Source organism: Paenibacillus sp. LS1 (assembly GCF_026013365.1).
Taxonomy (GTDB): Bacteria; Bacillota; Bacilli; order Paenibacillales; family Paenibacillaceae; genus Paenibacillus.
The window spans coordinates 488346-504680 of the sequence record NZ_JAPDOE010000002.1 but is presented as its reverse complement, the minus strand read 5'-3'; the positions used below and the strand labels follow the sequence as shown (position 1 = coordinate 504680).

Below are 16335 nucleotides of genomic sequence, written 5' to 3'. Positions count from 1 at the left end.
TTCCTGAGATTCGAAAACGTTTAAACGGACACCTTGTATCCGTTCTACTTAGAGAGGATGATTGAAGTTGACAACAACGATACCCTTATGGGACCATGCTGCACCGTATGCAGCCCAAGGCCATGAAGACGAAATGCCACATTTGATTCCATTTATTCAGCCCGGTTCCGAGAGCGCTGTCATTGTATGTCCTGGTGGTGGCTATGGATTTTTGGCGGATCACGAAGGTGCTCCAATAGCCGAGCTGTTGAACCGTGCGGGCATCAGCGCATTTGTCCTGAAATATCGCGTAGCGCCTCACCAGCATCCTGCACCGATAACAGATGGTCAGCGTGCCATACGTTATGTTCGTGCGCATGCCGAGCAGTATGGCATCAATCCTGCAAAGATTGCCGTACTTGGTTTCTCCGCAGGCGGGCATCTTACAGCAACACTAGGAACGTTGTATGACGAGGGCCAACCGGATCATGAGGACCGGATTGAACGCCAAAGTTCACGCCCGGATCGGGTTATCCTCTGTTATCCGGTCATTACGATGGAGTCTTACGGACATGCTGGATCTCGTGAAAATTTGCTTGGGCCGAATGCGTCTGCTGAGCAGATCAAGGCATTCAGTGCGGAACAACAGGTGAGAGCGGATGCTCCAGAAGCGTTCATCTGGCATACTAGCGATGACCAGGCAGTACCTGTGGAGAATAGCTTGCGTTACGCACTTGCACTAGGTGCGCATGGCATTCCCTATGACTTGCACGTTTTTGAGAAAGGTTCACATGGTCTCGGATTGGCTGAAGACAACCACGCGGTGCGGGCTTGGTCTGATCTATGCTTGACGTGGCTTAAAAATCAAGGCTGGTAATCATATTAGTGCTCTTGAGCGAAGGAGAAAATGACGATGAAATTGCAGAAAAATGACAAGCTTCTGTTTATCGGAGATTCGATTACGGATTGTGGTCGGGAACATCCTGTAGGCGAGGGCAGTTCAGGCCTGGGCCATGGTTATGTTGCGCAAGTCCATGCACTGTTGCGGTCCATCTATCCGGAATTGATGTTGCGTATCCAGAATGTGGGTAATGGTGGGAATACGATTCGTGATCTGAAACAGCGCTGGGATCGTGATGTGCTGGACCTAAAACCGGATTGGTTGACGATCATGATCGGCATTAACGATGTGTGGCGTCAGTTTGACAACCCACTGTCAGCAGAATCACATGTGTTCCTGGAAGAATACGAATCCACATTGCGTGAACTGGTGGCTTCGGTTCGTCCCAATCTGAAGGGTCTGGTACTGATGTCTCCTTATTATCTTGAGGCCAATCCGGAAGACCCGATGCGGGCAACGATGGATATTTACGGAGAAGCGGTACGCAGGGTAGCCAGCGAGTATGATGCGGTGTATGTGGATACACAGGCTGCATTTGCTCCATTTTGGAGTCATTTCTATACGGCTGTGCTGACTTATGACCGAGTACATCCGGATGCAACAGGCCATATGGTACTGTCCAAAGCATTCTTGGATGCCATCGGATTCGAATGGTCAGGCGGCGTCAAATCTTAAAAAGGACGTGATGGCATGAGCAACGTAACTGTAGCAGTGCAAACCCCGGCATTGCTGGGGGAAGGCCCGAGCTGGGATGCGGAGAACAATCGATTATTGTGGGTAGATATTGAAAGCTTCAAGGTGCATGTGTATGATCCGGTTACAGGGCAGGATCAGGCTTATGATGTCGGTGAACATGTCGGCGCGGTTGTTCCGTATCGTGGTGACGAGGTTGTGGTTGCTTTACGCAGTGGATTCCATACGTATAATCTGCTTACGGGTGAGCTGCATGCCATTGAGGACGACCCTGAACAAGATAAGGATACCAATCGTTTTAATGATGGAAAATGTGATGCACAGGGACGCTTCTGGGCAGGCACGATGAGCTTGAATAATGAGAGCAAAGCCGGATCGCTGTATTGTTTGGAGCAAGGACAACCTGTGCGAACAATGGTACAAGACGTGTCTACATCCAACGGTTTGGGCTGGAGTCCGGATCGGCAGACCATGTATTACATTGATACCCCGACACGTGCTATTGACCGGTTTGATTTTGATCTGGCAGCAGGTACGATACAGAATCGGACAAGCGTCATTCACATACCCGAGGAATTTGGTTTTCCAGACGGGATGACAGTCGATGCTGAGGGTATGCTGTGGGTAGCGCACTGGGGCGGAGGAAGAGTGACTCGCTGGAACCCGGAGACATCAGAACTGTTACAGCAGATTGAAGTGCCTGCAGATCAAGTAACATCCTGCTGTTTTGGTGGGCCGGAGCTTGAAGATTTGTACATTACAACAGCACGTAACGGGATTAAGGAAGAACGTCTGAAGGAGACACCGAATGCTGGCTCACTTTTTGTCATCAGACCAGGGGTTAAAGGCCAGAAGACTCACGCTTATGGTAGCCAGAAATAAACGGTTGCCAGTCAAGCAGTGTACTTCTGTCTGTTTTTCCAGGAAAGTAACGATACAACTTTTTAAACTTTTATATAAAATGTCGAAAGATGCTGCTAAAACAGCATCTTTTTTGTTGTGTAAACAAGATAAAACACTGAAAATATTTCACAAAAATAGGATTTGGGATAGAGGTGTTTGTCTTTTGCTATCGAATGTTAATTATTGAAAGAATTATCCATATAACAACGAATGCAGAGTAGTTTTGTAAGCGCTTAAAAATGACTGGAAGGGGGTGATATTTCTTGTAATCTGAATGCATGAATTCGTCTGACACGCCATCATCAGCACGATGAGACAGCGGGAAGACCGGAATGCAGTGACCAAGTTGAAGAGGAGGCTGTGTAAAAATGAGAACGTTTATGGGGAAATTACGGGTCATGAGTCTGACGGTTGCCGTGGTAACGGCTTCGCTGGGAGGGCTCGCTGGAACTACAGCAGCGGCACCGAGTGAAGCCTATGAGTGGAAAAATGTAGTGACCGGCGCAGGGGGCGGATTTGTACCAGGTATTATTTTCAACGAGTCGGAAAAGGATCTGATTTATGCCCGTACCGATATCGGGGGAGCTTATCGCTGGAATGCGGCTAACGAGAGCTGGATCCCGTTAACGGATTTTGTCGGCTGGGATGACTGGAACAAAAACGGTGTAGACGCACTGGCTACGGACCCGGTTGATCCGGATCGGGTGTATATGGCAGTCGGGACGTATACGAATTCATGGGACAAAAATAATGGCTCCATCTTGCGCTCTACGGACCGGGGAGATACATGGCAGACCACAACACTTCCGTTCAAAGTTGGCGGTAATATGCCCGGGCGTTCGATGGGAGAACGCTTGACCGTGGACCCGAACGATAACAGTATCCTGTATTTTGGTGCACGAAGTGGTCACGGACTTTGGAAAAGTACCGATTACGGTGTGACCTGGAATGAAGTAACAAGCTTCCCGAATCCGGGGAATTATGTGCAAGATCCTTCGAATGAATATACCAGTGACATCGTAGGTCTGGCATGGATTACGTTTGACAAAACAACAGGTTCGGCAGGACAGGCAACCCAGACAATCTATGTGGGTGTTGCGGATAAAGCTCAAAGCGTATATCGCAGCACGAATGGTGGCCTGACCTGGTCAGCTGTTGCTGGTCAACCTACAGGTTATATTCCGCATCATGGTGTGCTTGATTCCAATGGAAGCCTTTATATTACGTATAGCGATGGTGTTGGACCCTATGATGGGGAGGAAGGTGACGTTTGGAAACTGAATACGTCGACAGGTGTCTGGACCAACATCAGCCCTGTGCCAAGCAGCAGCACGGATAATTATTTTGGATATGGCGGGTTGGCTGTGGATGCACAGAATCCCGGTACATTGATGGTTGCGACATTGAATTCCTGGTGGCCGGATGCCACCTTGTTCCGAAGTACAGATAGTGGAGCGACGTGGACGCGCATATGGGAATTCGACGGATATCCGAACCGGAAATTGCGATATACACAGGATATTTCGGCAGCGCCATGGCTCACCTTTGGTATTACGCCTGCCCCGCCTGAACCATCTCCGAAACTGGGCTGGATGATCGGCGATCTGGAGATCGATCCATTTGATTCGGATCGCATGATGTATGGAACAGGTGCTACGATCTATGGAACGAAGAACCTGACGGACTGGGATGATGATAAAAAAATCAATATTTCAGTGATGGCGAAGGGTGTTGAGGAGATTGCTGTACTGGATCTAATCAGCCCGCCAAGTGGTGCGCATTTATTAAGTGGAGTGGGGGATGTCTCAGGATTCCGTCATAACAATCTGGATCAGGCTCCAGCTACCATATTTACGAGCCCGAACTATTCATCCACAGAAAGTCTGGATTTTGCAGAGTTAAGTCCAAATACGATGGTTCGCGTAGGTAAAGCAGATTATGCTGCTGATCCAAATGCGAAATCCATTGGTTTATCCAGTGATGGGGGCACTACATGGTATAAAGCCAATGCAGAACCTGCTGGCACAACTGGAGGGGGAACGGTAGCCATCTCTGCGAATGGTAACCGGTTGGTATGGAGCACGTCAGACAAAGGCGTGCATTATTCGACTGGCGGCAATTCCTGGACGGCAAGTACGGGCATACCTGCACAGGCGAAAGTGATTTCGGATCGCGTAAATCCAAACAAATTCTATGGATTTGCAGCAGGTAAAATCTATGTGAGTGTGAATGGTGGTGCTTCCTTCACAGCATCGCTTGCGACTGGACTTCCGATTGAAGGAAATGCAGATCTGGATGCCGTTCCGGGTGTGGAAGGAGAACTGTGGTTTGCTGGCGGTAGTGAGGAAGAAGGTCCTTACGGATTGTGGCATTCCACGGATTCAGGAGCGACATTCACGAAGCTTGCCAATGTAGAGGAAGCAGATAGTATCGGATTTGGTAAAGCTGCCCCTGGGCAAAGCGTTGTCGCGTTATACACGGTTGCACAGATCGATGGAACACGTGGATTCTTCCGCTCCGATGACGGTGGGGCCAACTGGGTCCGAATCAACGATGATCAGCATCAGTATGCTCGTGTAACCACGATCACGGGTGATCCGCGTCTGTATGGAAGAGTATATCTCGGAACGAATGGCCGTGGAATCTTTTATGCTGACCGTGTTGGAGGTAACAATGGAGGAGGAGACGGCGGGGGTACACCAGTGACCAACTCTGTGATTACACCGGTTACGGCTGAATTTGATCGTAAAGCAGGCAATCAGGTTAATATTCCAGTCACGTTAACGCTGAACGGCAATACACTTGTATCCATTCGTAACGGGAATGCAACGCTGGTTTCAGGTACAGATTACACGTTGACAGGCAATGAGGTCGTATTGAGTAAAAACTACTTGGCTTCACTGCCGAACGGCGCAGCTGCATTAACCTTTCAATTCAGCGCAGGTAGTCATGCGACCTTGAATCTGCTCATTAAAGACACGACAGCTGCACCAGCTGGAACCATACGCATTGAGATGTTTAATAGCAACACTCAGGCGACGGGCAGCTCCATTAGTCCCAAATTCAAACTGACGAATACGGGCACTACCGCATTGAATCTGTTCGATGTGAAAATCAGATACTATTACACGATTAACGGGGAGCAGTCTCAGAACTTCTTCGCTGACTGGGCGACTGCTGGCAGTGCGAATGTAACAGGCACGTTCAGTGCACTCAATCCAGTACGGACAGGTGCTGACCACGTGCTTGAGATCGGCTTCACGGCTTCGGCTGGAACACTGAATGCGGGACAAAGCACGGAAATTCACACTCGCATCTCCAAGAGCAATTGGACCAACTATACACAAACCGATGATTACTCCTTTGCAGGTAGTCAGACTTCTTATACGGACTGGACCAAAGTTACCGGTTATATCGCAGGAAGTCTTCAATGGGGAATCGAACCTTAAAGTGCGCAAGTTAATGAAATGAAGGGTTGAAAATAGGAGTCCTGATTCGCCAAATGATCGAAAGGCGATTCAGGGCTTCTTATTTTGTCGAAATATAGTGTAAACTATAGAGAGTTACCATTGCTTAAACAATCGTTTTAGGATATAAAAAGATGTACAATCATTTTAAAATTAATGTAACCGCTAACACTGGAAGGCGTTTATAACCGATATATAATAGTTGGTATAACCTGTACAGATATAGAGGAAAGATTAGACAAGGGGGTCGCGATCATGAACCGGTTGTGCAAGGTGCTGATTGTTGACGATGAGTTTCTGGTAAGACAAGGTATAAAGCACCATATGAACTGGGAAGCTGAAGGATTTATCATTGTGGGTGAAGCTTCCAACGGTGAAGAAGGATTACAGCAGGTGAGCCTGTTAAAACCGGATATTGTGATTACCGACATTGTCATGCCTGTCATGGATGGTGAGACTTTTGTCCGTACATTAAAAGCCAGTAATCCACAGATCGAAGTGATTGTACTTAGCAGCTTCAGTGAGTTTGAATATGTACGTTCAACGCTTCAGCACGGGGCAGCAGATTATATTCTGAAACCGAAGCTGGATACGAATGAATTATTGCAGGTCCTTCAACGCACAGCAGGTAAAATTCCGGAGTTACAGTTTGAGCCGTCGCACGATGGTTGGAGACTCGGTCAACTGATGGAGAAGATGCTCTCCGGATTTACACTGGACGAAGATAGCGAGATGCCGATGATTCGAGACACCTTTCCACACGAATCCTTTCGCTTGCTAGTGTACAACCCGATAGATGCAGAAGGGAATCCGCTGAAGCTGGATCAGGAACAGATCGAAATCAGGCTTCGCAGTGAACTGCCTGAAGTGGAATGTGCAATGGTTCCGGCAGAGAGCGCATTACCTGTTATGCTTCTTAATGTCGATCCTGCGAAAGATGAATGGATGGTTGAACGCATTAGACAGCTGGCTAGTGAAAATGCAGGGGGACAAGGCAACCCTGGATGGGTGCTTAGTGACAGCTTTACTTCATTTGAACAGATGGGTATCGTATACCGTGAACGCCTGATCAAGCTAATGGAATATCGTTTCTATTATAAGGATCGACCAATTCTCGTGTATGGTGAACTTCCGCCGATGCATCCGGCAGGTTACCAGTTCAATGTGAATATGTTTTTGCAACATGTGAAGCGTAACCGGGTCGAAGCGGCAAGAGAGTACTTGCAGGATCATGCGACAACACTTGGACGGGATTATATTGCCGATGTGTTTGAGATCAAGTCCTTTCTCGGTAACCTGATTTTCAACGTAACGATCACTCTCGCAGATATGGATGTTCAGTCTGCAGGGCTGGAAGAGAGCAAATACACGTATTTTAAAAATGTGGATGGGGCTACGAGCCTAAATGAAGTTATGTCTGTGCTTGATCAGTTCATGATGGAAGTTCAGGAGTGCACCGTCGGTGCGGGTGGAAAACGAAGTGATCCGAACATGAAGATGCTGCTGGATTACATGCATGAGCACTTTGATCAGCCGCTTGGGCTTGCTGAAGTAGCCAAGCACTTTCATTTTAATCCATCGTACTTATCCAGTTACTTCTCATCTCACAAAAAAGAAGGATTCAATGAATACCTGAATAAAATTCGGATTGAAAAAGCGGAGGAACTGCTCCGATCGGATGATGTAACGATCTCGGAGATTAGCAGTATGGTTGGTTACTCCGATCATAGTTACTTTTGCAAAGTGTTCAAAAAATTCACCGGACTATCACCAAGCCGATACCGGCGCAAATTCTGGGCATAAAGTCAGAAGGATAAGATCATGAAGAAATGGATGAACCAATTATCTCGTCTCGGATTATTTCCCAAGTTGTTTCTGGTTATGGTCGTCAGTATTGTTCTCGTCTCTGCACTCATCTTATGGACGACCATTCACATGTCTACCAATCTGTTTACCGAGACGTTTAGCATCACGAACTCTAAAGTGCTTAATCAGATTAAGACGAATTTTGAATCCTTTAATGACGCCATTGCTGCCGTATCCAACAATGTGACGCAAAGTGGAGCGATTCGAGGGTTTCTGTCCGAAGGAGATGCCGATTCCCTCACCATGGCAAAATCCTTCTATAATATGAGGGAAACGATGGACCGGATTCAATCCATAACAGAATCCTACGAAGTAGGCATAACGATTATCGGGATTAATGGACGCAGCTATTCCACCAATCGTGCCCACCTTCAGATGTCAGTGGATGAATTGAAACAGGAGCCGATCACAATGGAAGCCGCTGAGACGCCCAGTCGTCTTATCTTTGATGATTACCAAAACGATGAAACTGTCGGAAGTCAGCAGATGATTTCTGCCACGAAGGCGTTGACAGATCGAACTCGCAGCCGAATATATGGTACGCTCTATGTCACTATGAGAGAGGATGCGTTTCGGCAGTTCTATGCCAGCTTTACAAGTCGAGGCAATGACGTAGTCATTATGAACGAAAAAGGTGAGATTGTATCTTCGAATCGTGAAGACTGGATCGGGACAACCCAGTTGGATTTGTTATCGTATGCCCGAGAAATGAACAAAAACTCTCCCAGAAGCATCAATGCTCGTGTCATGGATCAGGATAGCGTCGTTCTATCCGAGTATTTACCGTTCTATCGGTTTTACATTGTCAATGTAGTGGATAAGGATCTGGCGATGGGTCAACTCATCGACATGAAGACAGTTGCCCTGATCTGTGCGGCTATTGTTGTGGGGGCACTTATTCTCGTGTTTCTCATCACCAGCCAGATTACCAAGTCATTGCGCAGACTTGTGAAGCAGATGTCCAACATCACAAAAAGTGATCTGGACAACTATATTCCGGTGAGTGGAAGCTACGAGAGCAGGCAGCTGGGTCATGCTTATAATTACATGCTTGATGAACTACATGATTATGTGGATCAGCTAGTACAGACCCAACGTGAACAACGTAACGCAGAGCTTGCGGCATTACAGAGTCAGATTAATCCTCACTTCTTGTACAATACCCTTGCCTCTGTCAAAGTTCTGGTACAACAAGGTAACAAGGACAGGGCAGCAGAGACCATTAATGCATTGATTGGACTGCTGCAAAATACGATCAGTGATGTGAGTCAGACTGTTACAGTGGAACAAGAAGTCGAGAATTTGAAAAATTATGTCTTCATTAATCACGTCAGATATGGTGGTCGGATTAAAGCAGCCTTCTACGTCGCTCCGGATTGTACTCACTACCATGTACCGAAGCTGGTGATTCAGCCGTTTATCGAGAATGCTTTTTTCCATGGATTTATCAAGAAAGAAACGGGTACGATTCATGTCATGGTTTCCAGAGCGGGAGAATCCCTCATCTGTGAGATTATGGACAATGGTGATGGAATTGAAGGGCTTGTGATGGGAGAAACGTTGCCAAATCCAAAGAACAATCGACAACTGTTCAGCGGTATCGGCATTCGTAATGTGCATGATCGCATTGAGCTATTATATGGTTCACCTTACGGTGTCACCATTATGAGCAATGTCGGTGAAGGAACGAGAGTGACCGTTACACTGCCTTTAATCACGAGTTGAGTTGAAATCTAATCCAACTAAATACACCCGAAAATGCGATCCCTCGCTTCTGTATTTATACAGAGGCGGGGGATTTTCACGTGTCAGAAGTAAAGCGAAATACATATTTGTACTATTTCAAGATCAAGAAATTACAAAATCAAAAGAAATTACAAAAAACCAAATTTAATGCAAACGGTTTCTGTAAAGGTTTTCATTGTGGCAATAAGATGACAAATCCGTACAAAATTATTACTAACGAATGGAGATATGGGAATGATAAGATGAATACATCGAAAGCAACCGCTTTCAGAAAACGCAAACAAATTACACACAAAGAGGTTGAAGGGGAGTTGAATGTTTTGAAAAAAATGTGGGTATTGATGCTCGTTACAGTATTGCTGTTGTCTGCATGTTCATCCGGTGGTGGAGGTAATTCCGCTAGTGGTGGTGATGAAAAAACAAATGAAATTACGGTCTGGGCTTGGGACAAAGCTTTTAACGTTGCTGCAATGGAAACAGCAAAAGAAGCATACCAAAAAGCAAATCCTGATGTAAAAATTAACATCATTGAATACGCTCAAGCTGATATCATTCAGAAACTGAACACAGGTCTTAACTCCGGAACTGCCAGCGGTCTTCCAAACGTAGTTCTGATTGAAGACTATCGTTCACAAAGCTTCCTGAATGCATATCCTGATGCGTTCAAAGATCTGTCTTCCAGTATCACGGCTTCCGATTTTGCAGATTACAAACTCGGACCAACAGCGTTTGATGGCAAACAATACGGAGTACCATTTGACTCCGGCGTTGCTGGCTTGTACTACAGAACTGACTTGCTCGAAGAAGCAGGCTACAAAGCTGCTGACCTGCAAGACATCACTTGGGATGACTACATCCAAATTGGTAAAGACGTAAAAGCTAAAACAGGTAAAGAGCTTCTTTCTCTTGACCCGAATGACCTTGGTTTGATTCGTATGATGATCCAAACTGCAGGTAAATGGTATTCCGCAGAAGATGGTAAAACACCTGACATTGCTACTAACGCTGCACTGAAAGAAGCTTTCATCACATACAAAGCGATGATGGATGCCAACATTGTTAAATTGCACTCTGACTGGAGTCAATTCGTTGCCAACGCCAATAACGGTAGCGTAGCAACAATTCCTACAGGTAACTGGTTCTCACCATCTGTACGTCAAGAAGCTTCCCAATCCGGTAAATGGGCTGTGGCTCCAATTCCGAAAATGGCTGGTCAATCAAACTCTGTTCACGCATCCAACTTGGGTGGTAGCTCTTGGTATGTGATGAACAACGTTCCTGGTGCAGATCAAGCAGCTGATTTTGTAGCAAAAACATTTGGTTCTGACAAACAATTGTATCAAGATCTGTTGAACAACATCGGTGCAATTGGTACGTACAAACCAGCAGTTGATGGTGACGCTTATGCCAAAGCAGACGAGTACTTCGGCGGACAAAAAATCTTCACAGACTTTGCGAATTGGACAAAAGAAATTCCAAGCGTAAACTATGGTATCAACACATATGCCATTGAAGATATTCTGGTTGTAGAAATGCAAGCATTCCTGAACGGTAAATCAATCGATGACGTTCTGGCTGATGCACAAAAACAAGCTGAAGCACAATTAAACTAAGATACCCAAGGTAACTTATAGAACCCTAGGAAACATCGGAGCCGTCTCCCATGTCCGGCGCAAGTCGAACCGGATATGGCGAGAGGCTCCGTGGGTTCTACCCATGTTCCATGGAGAGAGAGGAGCCATACTGTGAAAGCCATGAATACAGGAGACAGTCTCCAAAAGAAAAATAATTTGACTGGATGGGCTTTTGTTTTGCTGGCTGTTGTCGGGATTGTTGCATTTTACTTCTACCCGATGATTCAAGCGCTGCTCTTATCGTTCAAGTCTGGTGTAGGAGCCAATCTTGAATTTACGGGCCTTTCTAACTACAAAAGATTGTTAGTTGATACAACGTTCCGTACAGCATTATCGAATACATTTATCTACTTGATTATTCAAGTGCCTGTAATGATTATTCTTGGTTTGTTTATTTCCGTATTGCTGAATGACAGCACACTACGCTTCCGGAGCTTCTTCCGTACAGCGATTTTCTTGCCTTGTGTAACTTCATTGGTAGCGTACTCTGTTGTATTCAAATATTTGTTCGCACCAGATGGAATGGTGAATCAATTCCTGATGGGCTTGCACATTATTGGCGATCCAATTCAATGGATCACAGACCCGTTCTGGGCTAAAATTACGATCATAATCGCCGTTACTTGGCGTTGGACCGGATATAACATGATTTTCTATCTGTCATCCCTGCAAAACATCGATCAATCGATCTATGAAGCTGCAAGAATTGACGGAGCGAATGCTTTTACACAATTCTTTAAAATCACAGTACCTTTGCTGAAACCGATTATCCTCTTCACGTCGATAACATCAACGATTGGTACATTGCAAATCTTCGATGAGATCATGAATATTACCAAAGGTGGTCCAGGTAATGCGACCATGTCGATTTCACAATACATCTACAACCTTTCGTTCAAATATTCACCGGACTTCGGTTATGCAGCAACAGTGTCGTATTCCATCGTAATCTTGATTATTGTATTGTCCATCATCCAGTTTAAAGTGGCAGGTGATAATAAAAATGGCTAAAGCTAAAGCAAAACGGATTTTCACTTATGTGTTCCTATCCATCGTCGCCTTTGTATCCATTTTCCCTTTCTTCTGGATGCTGGTCAGTTCAACAAATGCATCAGTCGATGTAACCAAGGGTAGACTGCTGCCCGGTTCAGCTTTCATTGATAACTTCAACAAACTGATTGATTCGACAAATCTGGTACAGGCTCTCGGAAACTCGGCGATTATCTCTGTAATCTCCACTGTCTTGGCACTGTTTATTGGTTCCATGGCAGGTTATGGCTTCGAGGTATATCGCACGAAGTCCCGTGATATCGTGTTTAATATCCTGTTGTTATCCATGATGATCCCGTTTGCAGCGATCATGGTACCACTGTATCGTATGTTCGCAACCATCTCGGGAGTAGCACCAGTTATCGGAATCAACACGATGGCAGCGGTTATCCTGCCAACCATCGCAACAGCGTTCCTGATCTTCTTCTTCCGTCAGAACACCAAAATGTTCCCGAAAGACTTGCTGGAAGCTGGACGTATTGATGGGTTGAGTGAACTCGGCATCTTCTTGAAGATCTATATGCCAACCATGAAAACAACATATGCAGCGGCAGCAATCATTACATTCATGAGTAGCTGGAACAACTATCTGTGGCCACTCATTGTATTGCAAACGCCTGACCAACAAACGATTCCATTGTTGATCTCGAATCTTGGTGCTGGTTATTCTCCGGATTACGGAGTGATAATGACAGCGATCGTGATTGCAACACTACCTACAGCAATCGTATTCTTCATCATGCAGAAACATTTTGTTGCAGGTATGGTAGGTTCCGTGAAGTAATGAAAACAGCATAATCCGTGCGAATGACGGGTGCAGGAAAGAAGAGAGGACGCCAGTTATGGCGTACCTCTGTCTTTTTTGTTTATGTAAAGCAAAAAGGAAATCCAGATGAAACCTTGAATAAGTCAAACTATAACGTTTTAAAGGGAGAGAGAGCCGATGAAAGCAACAAAGGCAGATATCAACTGGTTGGGAGACGTAAGTGTATTTGAGGTGAACCGTCTTCATGCCTATTCCGATCACCGTTATTACCAAACGATGGACGAGGCTGTAGGTTCAGGCGCGATGTCCATGCGTTATGATCTGAATGGTACGTGGAAATTCAACTATGCGATTCGTCCAGATAGCCGTTCTGAGTTTTTCTATACATCCGATTTCTCCAGTGAAGGCTGGGATGATATTGAAGTTCCAGGGCATATCCAACTGCAAGGATACGGACAGATTCAATATGTAAATACACAATATCCTTGGGATGGCTTGAATGAGATTCGCCCGCCAGCACTGCCACAGGATAAAAATCCGGTTGGAAGTTACATTCGCACATTCCACCTGCCAACAGGCTGGGAGTCGAACCCGGTATATATTTCTTTCCAAGGTGTAGAGTCTGCATTCTATGTATGGCTTAACGGACAATTCGTAGGATACGGAGAAGATAGCTTTACACCATCTGACTTTGACCTGACGCCATTCCTTCAGGATGGAGAGAATAAACTCGCGGTTGAGGTGTACCAACGCAGCACAGGCAGCTGGCTGGAAGATCAGGATTTCTGGCGTTTCTCCGGCATTTTCAGAGATGTGTATCTGTACACCGTCCCAACTGCACACGTTCGTGATGTCCATGTTCGTACAGATCTGGACAAGTCCTACACGAACGGTACATTGCAATTGGATCTGAAGCTGGAAGGAAAAGCCGTTGCTGGAGCGCGGGTAGAGGCTGAACTTCGTGATCGTGAAGGCAATACCGTTAAGACGTTTGAATCCAAAGTTAACGATGGACAAGTAAGTCTTCGTGAAGACATTGGTACAGTGAACCTATGGAGCGCAGAGATTCCATACTTGTACCGTCTCTATATTCGTGTATATGATGCTGCGGGTGCACTGGTTGAGGTTGTACCTCAAGCCGTTGGTTTCCGTACATTTGAAATGATTGACAAAGTGATGCACATCAACGGTAAACGTATCGTATTCAAAGGTGTCAATCGTCATGAGTTCAACCCGCGTCGTGGACGTGCAGTTACGAAGGAAGACATGCTGTGGGATGTTCGTACGATCAAACAGAACAATATGAATGCCGTGCGTACGTCACACTATCCAAACCAAAGTCTGTGGTATGAGCTGTGTGATGAATACGGATTGTACGTCATTGACGAGATGAATCTGGAGACACACGGATCTTGGCAGAAACTTGGCGCCGTTGAGCCTTCTTGGGTTATTCCAGGGGACAAACCGGAATGGCATGATATTGTTATGGACCGCGCTGTATCCATGGTGGAACGTGACAAAAACCATCCGTCCATTCTGATCTGGTCTTGTGGTAACGAGTCCCATGGTGGTGAAGTGATTTATAAAGTATCCCAGTACTTCAAATCAGCTGATCCAACACGTTTGGTGCATTATGAAGGTGTATTCCATGATCGCCGTTTTGATGAGACAAGTGATATGGAGACCCGCATGTATGCCAAACCGGCTGACATTGAGGAATTCCTGAATGCGAATCCTACCAAGCCTTATATTAGCTGTGAGTATATGCACGCTATGGGTAACTCTATTGGTGGTATGCACAAATATACGGAGCTGGAAGACAAATACCCGATGTATCAAGGTGGATTCATCTGGGATTACATCGACCAATCCATTTACAAAAAAGATCGTTACGGCAAAGAGTTCCTCGCTTATGGCGGAGATTTCGGTGATCGTCCATCAGACTATTCGTTCTGTGGTAACGGTATCGTTCATGCTGATCGTAAAGTAACTGCGAAAATGCAGGAGGTCAAATTCCTGTATCAGAACATCAAGCTGTTCCCGGACCGTGAAGGCGTTAAGATCGTGAACGGTAATCTGTTCGCAGATACATCTGCGCTGGAACTGGTATACAGCCTGGAGCGCGAGGGGCATGAAGTGCTGTGTGGAACATTGGAAGTCAACGTGGATGCGCAAAGCGAGACGGTTGTGAAACTTCCTTTGGATGTGGCCTCTTTGGTTGGCGGCGAGTATGCTGTGAACACTGCACTTGTGTTGAAAGCTGCTACATTGTGGGCTGACAAAGGCGAAGAAGTGGCATTCGGACAGTTTATTTTCACACAGGATCAGGTAAATGATGCAGTTGAAGTGGACTCGAACCTTGTAAGTGATGTACAAGTTATCGAAGGTGACGTTAACATTGGTGTTCGTGCTGGCAAGACGCATGCGCTATTCTCCAAACAGTTCGGTACACTGGTTTCCCTGAAATTGTCCGGTCGTGAGACCATTGCGGTACCACCTGCACCGCTCTTCTGGCGTGCAATGACGGATAATGACAAAGGCATGGCGATGGGCTACGAACTGGGTGCCTGGTATGCAGCGAGCCTGATGCCACGTTCTGTAGAGTGGAAGGCAGAACAGAAACCGGATCAATACCGGATCGAGTTCACGTATAAGCTCAATATTTCGGCGGATGTACAAGTAAAAGTGGTCTATACTGTACATGCAGACGGAAGCGTACGTGTGCATAATACGTACAAAGGTACATCTGGATTGCCGAACCTGCCAATCCATGCATTGTCCTTCAGAACGTCACCTGACTTCGAAAACGTGGAATGGCTCGCGATGGGTCCCGAAGAAAACTATGCAGACCGCGCATTTGGCGCACGTCTAGGAATCCATGGAAGCAAGGTAGCTGATACTGTAGCTCCATATCTGGTACCACAGGAATCAGGCAACCGTACGGGCGTACGTTGGGCCAAATTGACAGACAACGCGGGACGTGGCTTCAAAATTGAAGCATCCGTAACTCCAGTCGAGCTGAATGTATCACCATATACGGCATTTGAGCTGGAGAACGCACAACATGCGTACGAATTGCCACCTGTGCACTATACGGTCGTGACTGTAGCGGGTAAACAAATGGGTGTCGGCGGTGATGATAGCTGGGGTGCTCCAGTTCATCCGGAATACCTGATCCCTTCAGACGGCGAACTGACATTTGAATTTGTTATTCGTGCACTGTAAATAAAAGAATCGTACAGAATAAAGAATATATTGATTATAGAACAGAGGTCTTCGCTTATCGGAGGCCTCTGTTTTTTTGTATCAATGAGCGAGTGGGTTGTTAAT

Annotated in this window: 10 protein-coding genes; all 10 read left to right on the top strand. The window is 46.0% G+C overall.

Features of this window, described 5'->3' with window-relative positions:
• The first annotated feature begins 67 nt into the window (after positions 1-67).
• The 10 genes from OM416_RS11685 (at position 68) to OM416_RS11640 (ending at position 16230) form a co-directional block, all read left to right on the top strand.
• A complete protein-coding gene (locus tag OM416_RS11685; protein WP_169478528.1) occupies positions 68-856 on the top strand; it encodes an alpha/beta hydrolase in 789 nt (262 codons plus the stop codon).
• 36 nt (positions 857-892) lie between these two features.
• The gene (locus tag OM416_RS11680; RefSeq protein WP_264929410.1) at positions 893-1555 is read left to right on the top strand and encodes an SGNH/GDSL hydrolase family protein; all 663 of its coding nucleotides are present in this window, start codon (positions 893-895) and stop codon (positions 1553-1555) included.
• 15 nt (positions 1556-1570) lie between these two features.
• Positions 1571-2455: an SMP-30/gluconolactonase/LRE family protein gene (locus OM416_RS11675; protein ID WP_264929408.1), complete on the top strand. Its 885-nt coding sequence runs from the start codon at positions 1571-1573 to the stop codon at positions 2453-2455.
• Between the two features lie 389 nt (positions 2456-2844).
• On the top strand, positions 2845-5925 hold the full coding sequence (locus OM416_RS11670; protein WP_413775776.1) for a X2-like carbohydrate binding domain-containing protein: 3081 nt from the start codon (positions 2845-2847) through the stop codon (positions 5923-5925).
• Between the two features lie 273 nt (positions 5926-6198).
• Positions 6199-7746 (top strand): response regulator transcription factor, encoded by a 1548-nt coding sequence (locus tag OM416_RS11665; RefSeq protein WP_264929406.1) that lies wholly within the window; start codon positions 6199-6201, stop codon positions 7744-7746.
• A gap of 18 nt (positions 7747-7764) precedes the next feature.
• The gene (locus OM416_RS11660; RefSeq protein WP_264929404.1) at positions 7765-9534 is read left to right on the top strand and encodes a sensor histidine kinase; all 1770 of its coding nucleotides are present in this window, start codon (positions 7765-7767) and stop codon (positions 9532-9534) included.
• A gap of 350 nt (positions 9535-9884) precedes the next feature.
• Positions 9885-11168, top strand: a complete 1284-nt coding sequence (locus tag OM416_RS11655; RefSeq protein ID WP_235599472.1) for an extracellular solute-binding protein — start codon at positions 9885-9887, stop codon at positions 11166-11168.
• Positions 11169-11309: 141 nt separating this feature from the next.
• Positions 11310-12200: a carbohydrate ABC transporter permease gene (locus OM416_RS11650; RefSeq protein WP_062835980.1), complete on the top strand. Its 891-nt coding sequence runs from the start codon at positions 11310-11312 to the stop codon at positions 12198-12200.
• Entirely contained in the window at positions 12193-13023 is an 831-nt protein-coding gene (locus OM416_RS11645) for a carbohydrate ABC transporter permease (protein ID WP_076330551.1), read from the top strand. The genes OM416_RS11650 and OM416_RS11645 overlap by 8 nt, the downstream gene beginning before the upstream one ends.
• A 159-nt stretch (positions 13024-13182) precedes the next feature.
• The gene (locus tag OM416_RS11640) at positions 13183-16230 is read left to right on the top strand and encodes a glycoside hydrolase family 2 TIM barrel-domain containing protein (RefSeq protein ID WP_264929401.1); all 3048 of its coding nucleotides are present in this window, start codon (positions 13183-13185) and stop codon (positions 16228-16230) included.
• Positions 16231-16335: the final 105 nt, after the last annotated feature.

Excerpts from the sequence above, each read along its gene's own strand:
- OM416_RS11665 (WP_264929406.1), top strand. The coding sequence starts at position 6,199 with ATGAACCGGTTGTGCAAGGTGCTGATTGTTGACGATGAGTTTCTGGTA.
- OM416_RS11680 (WP_264929410.1), top strand. The coding sequence starts at position 893 with ATGAAATTGCAGAAAAATGACAAGCTTCTGTTTATCGGAGATTCGATT.
- OM416_RS11645 (WP_076330551.1), top strand. The coding sequence starts at position 12,193 with ATGGCTAAAGCTAAAGCAAAACGGATTTTCACTTATGTGTTCCTATCC.
- OM416_RS11675 (WP_264929408.1), top strand. The coding sequence starts at position 1,571 with ATGAGCAACGTAACTGTAGCAGTGCAAACCCCGGCATTGCTGGGGGAA.
- OM416_RS11650 (WP_062835980.1), top strand. The coding sequence starts at position 11,310 with ATGAATACAGGAGACAGTCTCCAAAAGAAAAATAATTTGACTGGATGG.
- OM416_RS11660 (WP_264929404.1), top strand. The coding sequence starts at position 7,765 with ATGAAGAAATGGATGAACCAATTATCTCGTCTCGGATTATTTCCCAAG.
- OM416_RS11670 (WP_413775776.1), top strand. The coding sequence starts at position 2,845 with ATGAGAACGTTTATGGGGAAATTACGGGTCATGAGTCTGACGGTTGCC.
- OM416_RS11640 (WP_264929401.1), top strand. The coding sequence starts at position 13,183 with ATGAAAGCAACAAAGGCAGATATCAACTGGTTGGGAGACGTAAGTGTA.
- OM416_RS11655 (WP_235599472.1), top strand. The coding sequence starts at position 9,885 with ATGTGGGTATTGATGCTCGTTACAGTATTGCTGTTGTCTGCATGTTCA.